This is a genomic window from Pedobacter sp. SYP-B3415 (genome assembly GCF_004138205.1).
In the GTDB taxonomy this organism is placed as follows: domain Bacteria; phylum Bacteroidota; class Bacteroidia; order Sphingobacteriales; family Sphingobacteriaceae; genus Pedobacter.
Map to the genome: position 1 here is coordinate 109,650 of NZ_RXNQ01000033.1, position 16,040 is coordinate 125,689.

Genomic DNA, 16,040 nt, shown 5'->3' on the forward strand with positions numbered 1-16,040 from the left:
TTCTGGAAAACGTGCCGTATTTTGGCGTTTGAACACAGATTAATTCTGTTTTTTTATCGTATTCCTATAAATTTGAGAAATTTTTATCATAGTGAAGAAACTGATCATCGGAACCCGGGGAAGTGACCTTGCTTTATGGCAGGCCAATCACATCATGAGCGAACTTGCAGGCATTGGCCTGGAAGCAGAAATCAAAATCATCAAAACCCAGGGAGATAAAATTCTGAATCTTCGGCTTGATAAACTTGAAGGAAAAGGCTTTTTCACAAAAGAGCTGGAAGATGAACTGATGGCGGGCAGTATCGATATAGCGGTACATTCGCTGAAAGATCTTCCCACTGTTAACCCGCCGGGCTTAACTATTGCGGCAATTCCCCAACGTGAAGAGGCTACCGAATATCTGCTGATCCTGAAAGATTGTGTAGATGTTTCCCAGAAACTTTCGCTTAAAAAGGGTGCTATGGTGGGTACATCATCAAACCGGCGTAAATCGCAGCTGCTTGGGTTACGGCCCGACCTGGAGATTGAAGATTTGCGCGGTAATGTCCCAACGCGTATCGGCAAGCTGCGCAATGAAGACTACGATGCGATTCTGCTGGCCAAAGCAGGAGTAAAGCGGCTGGGGCTTGATCTGAGTGACCTTCATGTTGAAGAGCTCCAGACAACAGAACTGATCTCGGCTCCCGCCCAGGGCGCACTTGGTATCCAGATCCGCGAATCAGACACCGAACTCTACCAGGCGCTGCAGCCTTTAAACAACCCCCGTACAGCCGAAGAAGTTGGTGTGGAGCGCAAAGTGCTGAATTTATTTGAAGGCGGCTGCCATATGCCGCTGGGGTGCTATTGTAAAAAAGAGGCGGATGGTTTTGAGGTCTGGACCGCAATGGCCGATACAGCAGAGGACTTTCCGAACCGCTTATTTCTTCGTGCGAACGACAGCGCCGGACTGGCTGAAAAAATCGTTAGTGCGTTCAACAAAGAGAAAAAGAGACCGTCGAAAGTTTTTATCTCGCGCGAAATCGGCGAGTACAGTTACTTCAGGCGGGCGCTAACCCAGAATGGTATTGAAATAGAAGGACGATCGCTCATCCGGACTTTTCCTATCGTAAACATTCTTGATCCTTTTTATCTGAAAAACATAGACTGGATATTCTTCAGCAGCCGTAACGGCGTCGAATACTTTTTCAAACTGAATCCACAGCTTTCGAAAAGGATAAAATTCGGTGTTGTCGGCCACGGATCTGAAGATGCACTGCGGAAGTTTGGACATTTCGCCGATTTTGTAGGTGAAAGCGGCGATATTGCGGAAGTGGCCGCAGATTTTGCAGCTCTTGTTGCCGGTGAGACCGTTTTATTTCCGCGGGCAGCTGACTCTCTTCAAACAATCCAGAAATCGTTGTCTGCTGAAACAAAGGTAATTGACCTGCCGATATACGAAACCGTGATCGAAGAAAACATCGATGGTTCATCAGCCGACGTGCTTATTTTCACAAGCCCCTCAAACGTCGATGCGTATTTTGCCGATAACCTGCTCGAACCAGGCCAGCAGGTCATCGCCATCGGTAACTCCACCGGACGGAAGTTTGATGAGATGGGCGTTGCCTATACACTGCCGTATGCGCCTGATGAAATTGGTCTTGCGGAAGCCGTGTTTGGCATGGAAATCAGATAACACAATTTGATTGTGCCGTGATTAAAGCTTGACATGGCCATGATGCAAACCCTGTATTTTTCGTGAGGGTATGCGGATATTTGCACCCATAAACAACACACAGTTATATGTTACACCGGCCGCGAAGATTGAGAAAAAATCCCCTTGTAAGGGAAATGATTGCTGAAACAAGGTTGTCAAAGGATATGTTCGTGTATCCTTACTTCGTTGTTCCGGGAAAGAACGTGATCCGCAATATCGATGCAATGCCGGGTGTCAGTCATTTCTCAGCCGATACCCTTGTCGCCGATGTGGAAAAAGGACTGGAGAAAGGTCTCAACAAAATCATGCTTTTTGGTGTGGGCGATGAGAAAAGTGAGGATGCGCGGTCGGCATACGATCCCGACTCGCTGGTCCCTGAAGCCGTAAGACTTTTGAAAAAGCAATTTGCTGACGATCTTTATATTGTAACAGACGTTTGTGTGTGCTCGTATACCAGCCATGGTCACTGCGGCATTATGCACGATGACTATGTGCACAACGATCTGACAGTAGAACTGGTTTCAAAAATGGCCGCTGTTCATGCTGAGGCCGGCGCGGACATGCTGGCCCCCTCAGATATGATGGACGGCCGTGTGGAAGCCATCAGAAAAACCCTTGATGAAAAGGGATATGTGAACACGGCGATCATGTCTCACGCTACAAAATTTGCTTCATCTTATTACGGACCATTCCGTGAAGCCGCAGACTGCGCGCCGAACAAAGGCGACCGCAAGGCATACCAGATGGATTTCCGGAACCCCGGCGAGGCGCTTCGCGAAGCGCTTCTTGACGAAACACAAGGTGCTGATGTACTGATGGTAAAGCCGGGACTTGCCTATCTGGATATCTTAGCCCGTCTGAAAACGGTTGCTTCATTACCGCTTGCCGTTTACAATGTCTCGGGTGAGTATTCCATGATCAAGGCAGCAGCTGAGCGGGGTTGGATCGACGAACAAAAGGTAGTCATGGAAACTATGCATTCCTTTGCCCGGGCGGGTGCCAGCATTATAACAACCTACCATATCAAAGATATTTTGAATCAAAACTGGTTATAGCACCGTACAGGTGCACGCCAAAAACACGATACATGTTAGACTCATTGAAAAAGATGTTTGCCGGAAATGAATCGGATATTCCGGTACACCAGGGAAGCAAACCGGATATTTCCAGAGAGAAATCTGCCGAGCTGTATGAAAAAGCAAAAAAGTATTTTCCGGGGGGAGTAAACTCACCCGTTCGTGCTTTTAAGTCAGTGTATGGTACACCACTCTTCATCCAGAAAGGGGATGGCTGTTTTGTATGGGATGCGGATGGCAACCAGTTTATCGACTTTTGCGGCAGCTGGGGGCCGCTCATTCTTGGTCATAATCATCCTAAGATACGCGAAAAAGTTACCGAAATCATGCAGAATGGTATGAGTTTCGGCGCGCCTACAGCGCTTGAAAATGAACTGGCAGAGTTGCTGCTCAAACATAACCGCTATATTGAAAAAATCCGCTTCACAAGTTCGGGCACCGAGGCGGTCATGTCTGCAATTCGGCTCGCGCGCGGATTTACCGGTCGCGATAAGATCATCAAGTTTGATGGTTGTTACCATGGTCATTCAGACTCCCTGCTTGTTAAAGCGGGATCGGGGCTGGTCACCTTTGGCGAGACTTCGTCTGCAGGTGTGCCAAAATCATTCGCAGAAGAGACAATCGTTATTCCTTTAAACGACCGCGAAGCCGTAGCGGCTGCGTTTGCCCAGTTCCCTGAGCAGGTTGCTGCGGTAATTATTGAGGGTATACCTGCAAACAACGGATTGCTGCTTCAGGAACCTGAGTATATGAAGTTTCTGCGCGAAACCTGTACAGCAAACGGGGCGTTGCTGATTCTTGATGAGGTGATTACAGGTTTCAGGATCGGGCTTGAAGGTGCTGCCGCACATTATGATATCAAGCCAGATATTCTGACTTACGGTAAAATTATTGGCGGTGGTTTGCCTGTAGGGATGTATGGCGCTTCAAATGAAATTATGTCACATATCTCTCCGGACGGCGGTGTTTATCAGGCAGGAACGCTTTCAGGGAATCCGGTTGCCATGGCCGCAGGCATCGCACAATTAACAGAGCTTTCCAGATCAGGATTTTATAAGGATCTGAATTCAAAAGCCCAGGAATTTGTAGCCAGCATTCAGCGATTTGCCGCTGCCAGAAACTACCGCTTTAAGGTCTTCACCGTGGGGTCCATTTTTTGGTTTGCCTTTACTGATCAGGAGCATATCCGCACATCGGCAGACATTGATGCGGCCAGCATGGATAAGTTCAAAATCATGCACCGTGAACTCCTTAACCGGGGCGTTTATCTTGGTCCATCGGGTTATGAAGTTGGTTTTGTAAGCGCGGCGCACAGCAAGATTGAACTGGAGAAAGCCAAGCGTGCTATCTTCGAGGCGCTTGACGTGGTTTTCAGCAATAAATAATTGATACATTTGAGCATCAAAAAGATTCGGAATTGAAAAAATCGCTGTTGATATTTTATGTGCTGCTGGCCTATGCGCTCATGGAAATGTTCTGGTGGGGTGTCGTCATTGTACGTCTTAAACCAGACCGCATGAGTATGCTGATGGGCGAAGGTGCAGTGTTTCTTTTTCTTCTTTGCGTTGGTGGATACTTCATCCACAAATCGATCAGGAAAGAAGATAAGATGCATGAACAGCAGCAGAATTTCCTGCTTTCAGTAACGCACGAGCTGAAATCGCCCCTTGCCGCGATTAAACTGTCTCTCCAGACTATTATAAAACGTGATCTGGACAAACAGAAACAAAATGAGCTGCTTGGCAATTCGCTCAAGGATATTGAGCGGCTTGATGACATGGTAGAAAATATGTTGCTTGCTACCAGGATCGAAAACCGGTCGTATTCGTATCCGAAGGAAGAGTTTGACCTTTCAGAACTTGTACTGCGTATTACAGACAGGCTCCAGATTCACTCATGCGGCTGCGAGCAGATCATTAAAACGCATATTGAACGTGGTATCTCGGTTGTTGCCGATCGTTTTGCGCTGTCGTCTGTGGTAACCAATCTTGTTGAAAATGCTGTTAAGTATTCCGGCCCCTGCGCCGAGGTGTATGTCGAGCTGACACGCAAAGATGACCATACGATACTCAAAGTGGCAGACAAAGGACCCGGTATACCGGATAATGAAAAAATGCTCATATTTGATAAGTTTTACCGCGTGGGCAACGAGAATGTGCGGAAAACAAAAGGGACCGGCCTGGGTTTGTTTATTGTGAAAGAAGTGGTTCAAAGTCACGATGCTGATATCATCGTAAAAGATAATGCGCCCCAGGGTGCCATTTTTGAAGTAACATTTAGTTAATCAACGTATGTCGCAAAAACAAAGAATTTTACTGGTTGAAGACGAAGATCACCTGTTGGATGCCATCAAACTGAACCTTGAACTTGAAGGCTATAAAGTACATGCGGTAAAAGACGGGAAGACTGCCCTTAAAGTTTTTAAGGAAGAACGTTTCAACCTCATCGTTCTTGATGTCATGCTGCCGGAAATGGACGGCTTCCAGGTGTGCGAAACGATTCGCCTCGAGAACACTGAAGTACCTATTTTGTTCCTGACAGCGAAAAATACCTCTGAGGACCGTGTTCTTGGTTTGAAAAAAGGTGCAGACGACTACCTCGTAAAACCTTTCAATCTTGAAGAGCTTATCCTGCGCGTTGGCATTCTGGTTAAACGCAGCCTGAAGCCTGATGATCTGAAAGAACTTAATTCGTACCGCATCGGTGACAAAACCATCTATTTTAACTCGTTCGAACTTAAAAATGATGATGGCACAATTACGCCGCTGACCAAAAAAGAGACGATGCTGCTTAAGTTGCTTATTGAACGTAAGAACGAAGCCGTTTCGCGCGAGCAGATTCTGGAAACCGTTTGGAATTATGACGTTTATCCATCGACCAGAACAATAGACAATTTTATCCTGACTTTCAGAAAGTACTTTGAGCCTGATCAGAAGAATCCGATATATTTCCATTCAATCAGGGGCGTCGGCTATAAATTCACCGAAAACGCGTAATGTTTAATGCCCGTGCGCGGTATACCCTGATGGCCGTTTTTGGCCTGAGTGCGGTGGTATGCCTTTTTTATCAACAGTATCAGCTTGCTACCCTCGGAGCTTTCTTCGTGGGTTTTGTGCTGTGGAGTCATTTTAAACAAGGCTCTGTACTTCAGGCCTCAAAATATTTTAAGAACGGTGATCATGCCCGAGCGGCGGCACTGCTTGCTGAAACCAAAAATCCCGACCGGCTGGCCCGAAACCGCCGGGGCTATTATGAATTCATGCTTGGCAATATTGCCTTAAAGCAGGAAAATTTCGATGCTGCCGAGTTACATTTTCAGATTGCCAGCAGGTTTCCTGTTGGCGGGAAAAACGACAAGGCTTTTGTACTGATCCACCTTGCCAACCTGGCGCTTCGCAGGAAAGATAAGGAGCGGGTCACCGCCTATATCAAACGCGCAAGGGAACTGGCTGTAACCGAACGTGCCAAAAGCATCATTGAACAAATAGACAAGCAGGCAAAAAAAATGCCTTCCCAGACCGGACCCGGTGCCGGACAGGAAAATTAACCATACATATGCAAAATACTTTATTTTTAGATGCCGCCTTTTCCAGGCCTACGCCCCGCCCACCCGTATGGATGATGCGCCAGGCCGGACGTTTCATGCCGCAATACTGGGAGATCAAGAACAAATATTCGTTTCTTGAGATGTGTAAAACGCCTGAAATTGCGGCAGATGTAACCATGCTGCCGGTAGACCTTCTCGGCATAGATGCGGCTATCCTGTTTTCTGATATCCTTGTAACGGGCGAGGCAATGGGCGGAGACCTGAGTTTTACCCAAGGCGTCGGACCAAAGTTTGCGAATCCGGTGCGTACCGCTGCGGATGTAGACCGCCTGGAAACAGATGTGAATGACCGGCTGCAATACGTTGCAGATGCCATCAAAGTAATTCAACAGCGTCTGAATGGCAGTATCCCGCTGATCGGATTTGCAGGCGCGCCCTTCACCGTAATGAGTTACCTCGTTGAAGGCGGTTCTTCCAAAGATTTCAAAACAACGAAGCTGCTGCTTCACAATGAACCGGAACTGGCACACCGCCTGCTGGCAAAAATAGCAAAGGTTACTACCGCATATCTGAACCTTCAGATCGAAGCCGGCGTAAATGCACTGCAGATTTTTGACAGCTGGGCCCTGGCGCTTTCCTGGGATGATTATGCCGAGTTTTCGCACCACTACATTACCGAGATCATCAGCGGACTTAACCGCAAGGATGTTCCCGTCATCTCATTTTGCAAGGGAAGTTCCGTATTTGCGCCCATGATGGCAGAAGCCAGGCCGGATGTCATTTCGGTTGATTGGAATGCCGATCTTCTGAATATCAAACAGACCCTGCCATCGGGCATTGCCGTTCAGGGAAATCTTGACCCGCATATTCTTTACGCAGATAAGCCTGTTATCAAAAAACATATCCATAAGCTCTTTGAGCGTATGCGCGGCGAGAATGGCTTTATCTTTAACCTTGGCCATGGGATTATGCCAGACATTCCTTTCGATAACGTGAAATATGCGATTGAAGTAGTCCGGCAATTCAGCTATTAACTATGAACGCCTACAATTACGTCCTCGCCATTCACATCATTTTTGTCGTCAGCTGGATGGCGGGGCTGTTTTATATTGTTCGACTGTTTATCTATCACACCGAAGCAAATGACTGCCCAGAGGCAGAGCGGCTTATTCTGCAGCGGGAATATATCAAGATTGAAGGCCGGCTCTGGTCAATCATCACTACGCCCGCCATGCTGTTAACGGTTGCTGCCGGCATAACCATGATCTTTTTGAATCCGGGGCTCCTTCAAACACCCTGGTTTCATGTTAAACTTGGTTTTGTCTTGCTGCTTCTGGCGTATCACTTCAAATGCCAGCACATCCTGCGGCAGCTGCGTCAGAATATTTTCAGGTTCACATCATTCAGGCTGCGGCTGTGGAATGAAGTGGCAACAATTCTTCTTGTCGGCATTGTATTCACAGTAAAACTAAAGAGTGCCGTCGATTGGGTTTGGGGTCTGCTTGGTCTCCTGCTCTTTTCTATGGTCATCATGACCGCCGTCAAATTGTATAAGAATTACCGCAAAAAGAAGGGAATCTAAACCAGTTTCCCTAGAAAAGTTTAGTTTTTTCCTGAAGCGCAGGGGCAGGAAGCCCTATACACTCTGCAGTCCTGCTGTCCGCTTTAGCCTTCGTTCCTCAGGGCTGCCGCTTCCATCAGGGCTATCAACCAAAGTATACTCTTCGAACGCAGGGATGCAAGACATAAACAGTTGCACGATCTCAAGCACAGAAATTTTTCAGCTGAGCATAATTAATATTCGTCTGCGTCGTTTTTAGTGTTGACTGTGGCTGATTTTCGCTACCGTCATACCACTGCCGCTGCAGTTTCTGCGGCAGGTAACACATCAATCTTCAGGGGGTCATTTTAAGGAAGCCATTCCGGCTACCGGTTTTTTTTATCGCGCAGCTGCGCAAAAAAAGTAGAAATGACAAAAATACACCACATGATCCCTGTGGCAAAAAGTCGTCTTCCGTATCAGCCCCGCGAGCCAGGACGGTCCCTTACCGCCGCATCCTGATATGCTGCGTTGTTCGCTGACGCATTTACTCCATCATCCTCTACAAGAACACTTATGAACATCCCCATCATCCCCCTTCAGCTGATCAAGGCTAACAAACCAGCCATGAACAACACGGCGGTTCAGCACGTGAGCAAACACTTTGACATTGTGCTGGGCATCGACTTTCACTGGACGGTTTTTCCGTTTATCCCGTCGTTCAGCATCATACCCTTTCCCTTGCCGCATCCCTTTGTCGGTATTGTTTTCGACCCGGTCGATTACCTGCGCTTCAATATCCCCGTACCTTCCTTTTTGCAGGGCATGCTGGGTACGGAAAGCATCCCCATGGGCGGTTCGATCTTTGTACACGGGCGGCATAAGGCGACCACCACCACATCTGTAATGGGGGTGCTGCTTCCTTTCAGGCACATTACCTCTATTCCGGTTTATTTTATCGTTAACATTCCCGGCTCGCCGCATGAGGGGGAAGTGTACTGGGGTTCAAAAACAGTGCTTGGCCAGGGTGCAGAAATGAGCGGTTCAGAACCACAACAGGTGCTGACCTGCTGGTGCCCGCCTATGGGCTTAAAGCCTTTGCCTACCGTTCCGGGCAAAATCAAAAAGAATCCGCTGGCTTATTTTGCTTTTTACAGCGATCTGCTGAGCATGTATGTGCAGATCAATACCGGCAACCCGGTGCTGATCGGCGGCGAGTTTATCCCCCACAAATACACACCCGGCGAACTGCTGATGCGTTTTGCAGCCATCGGGATCATGCGGGGCCTGACCAAAATAGGAGGCAAGGCGCTTAAGGGACTGAACCAGATGCTGCAGAATATGTTCGGCAAAAACAATCCGCTGTCAAAGCTGCTGTGCCACTTCGGACTCGAACCGGTCAACTTTGTAACCGGGGCCATGTTTTTTGAATGGACCGATTTTGAACTGGAGGGTGGCAGGAAACTGGAATGGAGGAGTACCTGGCGAAGCGATAAGCCGTTTAGCGGTATGCTGGGCAATGGGGTATACAACAATTATGACCTGTACATCTACCCGGATGAAAAGGCAGGTATAGCGGGCTTTAACCATCCGGCTGAAAATATGGTGATGCCTGTGCAGGTGATCGCGCCCGGATCGGGCAGGCACTATGACCGGGAGCAGCGGCTCTGGCAGGAGCGGCCTGATGAGGAGAGCTGGATCATCACCCTGGGTGCTGACCGGTATGAGTACCGGAGATTCCGGGAAGAAGAGTTTGGATCCATTTACCGGATCAGCCGGATCAGTTATAAGGAAGGCGTCATGCTTACTTTTCGTTATGACACGGGTGGCAAGCGGGCCATGATGCAGGAGATTGAAGATGATTCAGGAAGAAAACTGGTGGTGCAGCCAACGGCAGACGGTCGGTACATACAAACGGTGCATTTCTGTTACGGCGATACCGATGACCTGCTGGTTCGTTACCAGTATGATGAAAAGGGAAACCTGACACATGTTTACGACCGGGCAGGGAAGAGCCTCCGTTTCGGTTACGATCAGGAGAACCGGGTTATCAAACGGCGCAACCGCAATGGCATGGAGTACAGCTGGAGGTATGATGAGCACGGCCGGGTGGTCCATACCGAAGGTGAAGGCGGCTTTATGCGGGGCGAGATCAGATATCACCCGAAGGAGGGCTACAATGAAGTGATCTACCGCAAAGACAAGATTGAGCAGTACTGGTATGACGAAAGTCAGCAGGTGTATAAAAAGGTAGATGCACTGGGCGGGGAGACCTGGTATGAATACAACCGCTACAACGAACAAACGATGGTGTCGAGCCCTGAGGGACGGGTAAGCGGCCGGGAATATGACCAGATGGGCAATATAACGACCTGGCACCTGCCCGACGGCGAGCAGGAACATGCAGCGTATGATGAGGCAGGCCGGATGATCAGTTTTACCGATGCTGCAGGCAATAAGGAAAGCTGGACGTATGATGAACTGGGGAGGCTGGAAACACACCGACAAAAAGATGGTCAACTGATCACCTATACATATAAAGGCGGAACAAGGAAACCGGCTGCTGCAACAGACGGGCACGAAGTGGAGGTACGCTGGCAGTACAATGCATTTCATCAGGTGGTGTTGTCAGAAAGCGGCGAAGGGCTGCGAAAGCGATGGGAATATGATAGCTATGGCCGTTTAAAAGTCTATGATGCAGACGGCGGCAGCGAAACGAAGTGGATCCGCGATGAACTGGGGCGTGTAAACAAACTACAAGTTAAAGGATCCCGGGACCTGGAAATTCGCTACGACGCCTATGATCTGCCCGTATTCGTCTCAGACGGCAGGGAAGAATGGCAGCTCAACTATACCCCCATGGGCAAGGTAAAAACCCAGGTTCGAAAAAGTAAAAACGGCGCGGATACGCAGGCGCTGAAGTTTACCTACGATAGTTGGGATAATTTGTCGGCGGTAGTCAATGAGAAAAATGAAGCATACAGGTTTGATCTTGATGCCTGTGACCGGGTCATCAAAGAAACTCACTTTGATGGACAAGAGGAACACTTTAGGCTGAATGCCGATGGACAGGTAGTTCAAAAAAGCTTTGCTGACGGGGCAGTCAGTTACCATTCGTATGACCAGGGTGGGCGGCTGGTCTACACGCGTTTTGACGATGGCACGTATGAAGCCTTCCAATATGATAAAAACGGATTACTTGTACTGGCAGAAAATGAAAATTCGACAGTCAACATAAAACGGGATGCGTTTGGACGGGTGACGGAAGAAGATCAGAATGGTCACAAAGTGCGATACAGGTATGATGCCGGCGGAAACCTGCAAACCTTAAACACTTCGCTGGGCGCTTCGGTCCGGTATCAATATGATCCGCTCGGTTTTCTCAAAGACATGTCTGGTAGTTTGCCTGGCATGGACACCTGGCAGGCGGCAATTAGCCGCGATAAGTTTGGGCGGGAAATTGCGCGAAACTCCGGAAACGTCCGGCAGGTTCAGGAGTATGATCCGGTTGGCAGGCCATCTCTTCAGCGTGTAGAAGCGGGCGGTACACTTCAGACCTACCGGCAATACAACTGGGCTGGGAGCGACAAGCTCTTGGCAGTGTTAAACAATGTAACGGGGAGCCGTACCGATTACAGGTATGATACATTCGGCAGTTTGTTTGCGGCCAGTTATAGCGACGATGCAGTAGTTCAGTACAAGGCCCCAGACGAAACCGGCAATCTGTACAGGCGTGCAGACCGTACAGACAGGCGTTACGGCCCCGGAGGAAAGCTGTTGAAAGACGATCAATGGTACTATCAATACGATGCGCGCGGTAATCTGATCCAGAAAAGTAAACGAAATATCAACGGGCTGATAGGGGCAAAACGCAATGAGCCGGTACGAGAGGGGCCGGCCGGGCTCTTTGACACCACGGTTAGCTGGAAAACAGTATTGCCCGGAATGGCCACAGACCAACAGGTTAGCGGTCTGGACGATTCCGAACCGTCTAACCCCGGATGGCAGCCAGGCGACTGGTCTTACAGCTGGGACGCTAATGGCATGCTGCAGGCAGTTAAAAATCCGCAAGGTGAGTTGATCCGTTTCGAATACGACGCGCTGGGTCGGCGTACAGCGAAGATTTCGGCCAACCGCATCAGGCGTTTTGTCTGGGAAGGAAATGTATTGCTGCATGAATGGGAGTACGCGCTCGCTGAACGGCGGGGCGCCGGGGTTTCGGCCTCAGGCAAATTAGAAGCCGGGGCAGAGCCGGTAGAAAACCTGATCACCTGGCTGTATGACCAAAGCAATTATACGCCGGTAGCAAGGTTGCAAGACGGCAGGCGCTACACCATTGTGAGCGATTACCTGGGCACTCCGACTGAAGCCTATGACGAGAACGGACGCAAGGTGTGGAGTTGTGAGCTGGATATTTATGGCAAAGTACGTAAATTGACCGGCGACAGGGGTTTTATCCCTTTCCGGTACCAGGGGCAATACGAGGATGCGGAAACGGGTCTATATTATAACCGCTTCAGGTACTATGACCCGGAGAGCGGGTTGTATATTAGTAAGGACCCGATCGGACTTGATGGCGGCGTGAAGCTCTATAGTCATGTGGAGGATACCTGCCGCCAACTGGACATTTTCGGGATGGAAGAAACGCCCTGGCATCAAATGGCGGCCAAAAACCTCGACTGGACGCCACATAACAACAAACATGTAAGTCCGCCGATAAATAAAGCAGATTGGCCCGCTATTGTAAAATCGACAAAAACTGGCCCGGCAAAGTATCTTCCCGGAACCGACATTGAAGCACTTGAGCGAAGTAAGTGGGATGAAGGGACACCGGTGACAAATGGCAAAACTTGGAAGGTCTTTGATTTCGGGGAGGAAGTGATTGGGGCCTCCGAGGGTCGGGAGGCAACAAAAATGCGTATAGAGATGAGCGCCAATACCATCCATGGCCATCCGATAAGTGACGCGGAATTCCGAAAGCTTACAAAAATTGCCAAAACAAAAAAAGGAAAGTACAAGTAACATGAGCGATATTAAATCGATATTAAATACAGCCCGGGGTAAAATCGTTTTCGATGACCTAAGCATGCTTGACGTTGTAAATGATACCGTTGCAGACTCGGATGATCTTAAAGAGGATATGCTACAGATTCAATATGACAACAACCTCATTATAGATGTTGGTTGGTACCCTTCATTCTCCCGCAAAGGGAAATTTACTGTGGTGCTTATTTACAACATGGACTGGGACAACCCCGTCCGAAAGAAGACGGCCAGGACATGGTCGACTTTGCTAGAGACGCTTAAAGAAATTATTGCTGTGGCTAACTCGTTCCAGGCCTGAGGCAACATTTCGGGGCCGAATATCTTTTGGGCTTACCTAATCCCGAATGCGGGGATGGCAATCCGGTTTAATCAGGAACCCAACAGCTGAACAGGCGATAAATCATTTAGAATTAACGGTTCGGAGAACATTTCTGAGTTTGGGCAAGAATTATAACTAACTATGAATTGGACAGGCGAACTATATGGCTTCTATACGAACAAAACAGCAGCGGTCATTTTTGAGAAGATGAAAAAATCCGCCCTCGAGCTAGGATATCAGTATGAATACACGGATTCAGGCTTTGATGAGGTGCTTTTTTTCTATCGCGATCAGGCGATGCTGGACCACCACCTGGAGCACGGATATAATACCGATCCTAATGGTAAAGGGTGTTTCTCTTTGGAAGCGAAGGTCGTACGTCTCGATGCGATCGCCTCGCTTCATGAACTTGAGGGAGCTGCCGATTTCGAGCCTTACGACATCAATCTTGCTTTTAACGAAGTTACTTACATTGTACTTGTGTTGCCAGATTTCGTCGAAAATTCGGCTTTTGCGGCGGAGATCCATGCGCTGTTCAAATCACTTCTTCTCACTTGATATGATGGGCCGAGTTAGCTGAAAGTTATGTCTGAGGTACCTGGCCATGTAGCATTTTGGGAGCAGTTTTTCGAACACTTAGCGGCCGGAAAACACAAGGCCGCCGACTGGCAAATGCCCTTTTACAACACGCGTTTTGCCGATGGAGAAGAATTTGGCGATGGCAATCCAATCTACTCCGTAAAAAATCTGAAAACCGGAAAGTTTGTAAAGATCGTACAGGAACATCCTGCTCCGGGTGAACGGCTGCTGAGCCATTGGGAGGAAAAGCATGAGAAGGATGAACTTGTTGTGGTTTGCGGTACGGACGCTGCCGATATGGAGCGCGCGCAATAAATAATCGCTGACTGGCTTACAATCCAGCCGGAGGACCAAAATTAGATCCCTGATTCTAACCCGGTTTTTTCCGGTACTTTTTCCTGAAGCATATATACCAACGCCGAAATAAGGCAGGTACAAGTAGCATGAGCGATATTAAAGCGATATTAAATACAGCCCGGGGTAAAATTGTTTTCGATGACCTAAGCATGCTTGCCGTTATAAATGATATCGTTGCAGACACGGATGATCTGAAAGAGGATATGCTACAGATTCAATATGACAACAACCTCATTATAGATGTTGGTTGGTACCCTTCATTCTCCCGCAAAGGGAAATTTACTGTGGTGCTTATTTACAACATGGACTGGGACAACCCCGTCCGAAAGAAGACAGCCAGGGCGTGGTCGATCTTGTTGAAGGCGCTTGAAGAAATTATTGCTGTGGCCAACTCGTTCCAGGCCTGAGGCAATGCTTTTGGGGCCAGGCACCTTCCATCATCTAGCCTGGAGTAGCAATTAAACGCATTAATGAAACAGATTTGCTCTTTTTGCAAATTCTATGCACCTTCATCGCAGCACGGTCTGCAGTTCGCTAAACCCGGTTGCAGCGAAAAGCCCGCAGCGAGGTATGAGCGAGGACTTGCAGCGGAAAACGGTGCTGCCGGAACCGACTGCCACAGATTTCGCTTTCATGAAAAGCATAATAATGTTGCCGCTGAAGCATAAAACGTAACCCCGCAGACAGATAAAACCCATAAATTAGCGGCATAAAAAAATATCATGAATCTTCGCCCCTGGGCTCTACTTCTAATAGCGGTTGCTTCCTGGCTTCCGGCGGCTGCACAATTTGACAACAGCGCATTTTATAACCGGATTAAAACCGACAGCACAGAGACCGGCTCACTTCGTCTCGACTTCTATAATTTCAATTACGTCCGCAATTACGAGTTCTTCGGCCCCTTTCAGGATGGTTATACGCTGTATGGCACACAGCTGCAACCCAGGCTGGTCTACCAGGCGCATCCGAACCTGGTTGTATCCGCCGGCGCCTGGCTGCGAAAAGATTTCGGCGCAAACGGCATAACCGATGCTAAACCACTTTTCCAGCTCAAGTACCAGAAAGCCGCAACCTCGCTGATCTTTGGTAGCCTGGAGGGCGGCCTGCATCACCGGTATATTGAGCCGCTCTATGACTTTGAACGCCAGCTTACAAATCCGATCGAATATGGGACGCAACTGCTTATTGACAGGGAAAAGTTTTTCCTTGATGCGTGGATCGCGTGGCAAAAGATGATTTACAAGGCATCGCCGGTGAAAGAGGAAATCCTCGCAGGATTGTCGGTCGAAAAAACTGCTGTAAAAAATGATGATGTGCAACTCAGCTTCCCGCTTCAGCTTATGGTTTACCACCAGGGTGGACAGATCGACACGCTAAAATCGGTGCCGCTGTCAACGCTGTTCAACGGCGCTGCGGGATTCAGGTTGCATAAAACGTCTCCCGGTTTTGTGGCTGACGTTTTTACAGACAATTACCTGGTCGCGTATAAAGATTTCTCACCAGACAAACGCCGCGCATTTGATGGTGGTTTCGGGCTCTGGCTGAACGCGGGTCTGCGGACGCAAAAGTTCGGTACCTTTATCACATCCTTCTGGCATGGCAACAAATTCCTGTCAGTCAAAGGTATGCCACTGTATCAGAGTGTGTCCCAGAACATGGGCCTGGAAGGGTATACCGAGCAAAATCGCGATGTGCTGATGTTCAGGTACGTGTATCAAAAGGAACTCCTGCCGAAGCTGTTTCTTGATGTGCGGCTGGAGCCACATCTGGATCTCAGCAGTCCGAAAGTTTCGCAGATCGAGTTTTCAAACTCTTTTTTCCTGACCTACCGGGAGGACTTCAGACTCTTTAAAAGAAAAAAATAAATTTTTTTTGCGACCCCT

Annotated in this window: 14 protein-coding genes; all 14 read left to right on the forward strand. The window is 48.6% G+C overall.

Features of this window, described 5'->3' with window-relative positions:
• Nucleotides 1–91 precede the first annotated feature (91 nt).
• The 14 genes from hemC to EJV45_RS14015 all read left to right on the forward strand — a co-directional run bounded on the left by hemC (nt 92) and on the right by EJV45_RS14015 (nt 16,022).
• Nucleotides 92–1,672, forward strand: coding sequence for a hydroxymethylbilane synthase (gene hemC / locus EJV45_RS13950; RefSeq protein WP_205942391.1), 1,581 nt, complete (start codon nt 92–94; stop codon nt 1,670–1,672).
• Between the two features lie 107 nt (nt 1,673–1,779).
• Nucleotides 1,780–2,748 carry a porphobilinogen synthase gene (hemB, locus tag EJV45_RS13955; protein WP_129716393.1) on the forward strand — a complete coding sequence of 323 codons (969 nt, stop codon included), beginning with the start codon at nt 1,780–1,782 and terminating at the stop codon, nt 2,746–2,748.
• Between the two features lie 32 nt (nt 2,749–2,780).
• The gene (gene hemL / locus EJV45_RS13960) at nt 2,781–4,154 is read left to right on the forward strand and encodes a glutamate-1-semialdehyde 2,1-aminomutase (protein ID WP_129716396.1); all 1,374 of its coding nucleotides are present in this window, start codon (nt 2,781–2,783) and stop codon (nt 4,152–4,154) included.
• Between the two features lie 32 nt (nt 4,155–4,186).
• Complete coding sequence (locus EJV45_RS13965) at nt 4,187–5,053, forward strand: sensor histidine kinase KdpD (protein ID WP_129716398.1); 867 nt, start codon at nt 4,187–4,189, stop codon at nt 5,051–5,053.
• 7 nt (nt 5,054–5,060) lie between these two features.
• Nucleotides 5,061–5,765: a response regulator transcription factor gene (locus tag EJV45_RS13970; RefSeq protein WP_107214583.1), complete on the forward strand. Its 705-nt coding sequence runs from the start codon at nt 5,061–5,063 to the stop codon at nt 5,763–5,765.
• Complete coding sequence (locus tag EJV45_RS13975; RefSeq protein WP_129716400.1) at nt 5,765–6,316, forward strand: hypothetical protein; 552 nt, start codon at nt 5,765–5,767, stop codon at nt 6,314–6,316. The genes EJV45_RS13970 and EJV45_RS13975 overlap by 1 nt, the downstream gene beginning before the upstream one ends.
• A gap of 8 nt (nt 6,317–6,324) precedes the next feature.
• Complete coding sequence (gene hemE / locus EJV45_RS13980; RefSeq protein WP_129716402.1) at nt 6,325–7,350, forward strand: uroporphyrinogen decarboxylase; 1,026 nt, start codon at nt 6,325–6,327, stop codon at nt 7,348–7,350.
• Between the two features lie 2 nt (nt 7,351–7,352).
• Nucleotides 7,353–7,898, forward strand: a complete 546-nt coding sequence (locus tag EJV45_RS13985) for a CopD family protein (RefSeq protein ID WP_129716404.1) — start codon at nt 7,353–7,355, stop codon at nt 7,896–7,898.
• Nucleotides 7,899–8,432: 534 nt separating this feature from the next.
• Nucleotides 8,433–12,878, forward strand: a complete 4,446-nt coding sequence (locus EJV45_RS13990; RefSeq protein ID WP_129716406.1) for an RHS repeat-associated core domain-containing protein — start codon at nt 8,433–8,435, stop codon at nt 12,876–12,878.
• A gap of 1 nt (nt 12,879) precedes the next feature.
• Entirely contained in the window at nt 12,880–13,200 is a 321-nt protein-coding gene (locus EJV45_RS13995; RefSeq protein WP_129716409.1) for a hypothetical protein, read from the forward strand.
• 162 nt (nt 13,201–13,362) lie between these two features.
• Entirely contained in the window at nt 13,363–13,779 is a 417-nt protein-coding gene (locus EJV45_RS14000) for a hypothetical protein (protein WP_129716411.1), read from the forward strand.
• A gap of 27 nt (nt 13,780–13,806) precedes the next feature.
• Nucleotides 13,807–14,115 (forward strand): hypothetical protein, encoded by a 309-nt coding sequence (locus tag EJV45_RS14005; RefSeq protein WP_129716413.1) that lies wholly within the window; start codon nt 13,807–13,809, stop codon nt 14,113–14,115.
• Between the two features lie 128 nt (nt 14,116–14,243).
• Complete coding sequence (locus tag EJV45_RS14010; RefSeq protein WP_129716415.1) at nt 14,244–14,564, forward strand: hypothetical protein; 321 nt, start codon at nt 14,244–14,246, stop codon at nt 14,562–14,564.
• A gap of 315 nt (nt 14,565–14,879) precedes the next feature.
• Nucleotides 14,880–16,022, forward strand: coding sequence for a hypothetical protein (locus EJV45_RS14015; RefSeq protein WP_129716417.1), 1,143 nt, complete (start codon nt 14,880–14,882; stop codon nt 16,020–16,022).
• Nucleotides 16,023–16,040 lie beyond the last annotated feature (18 nt).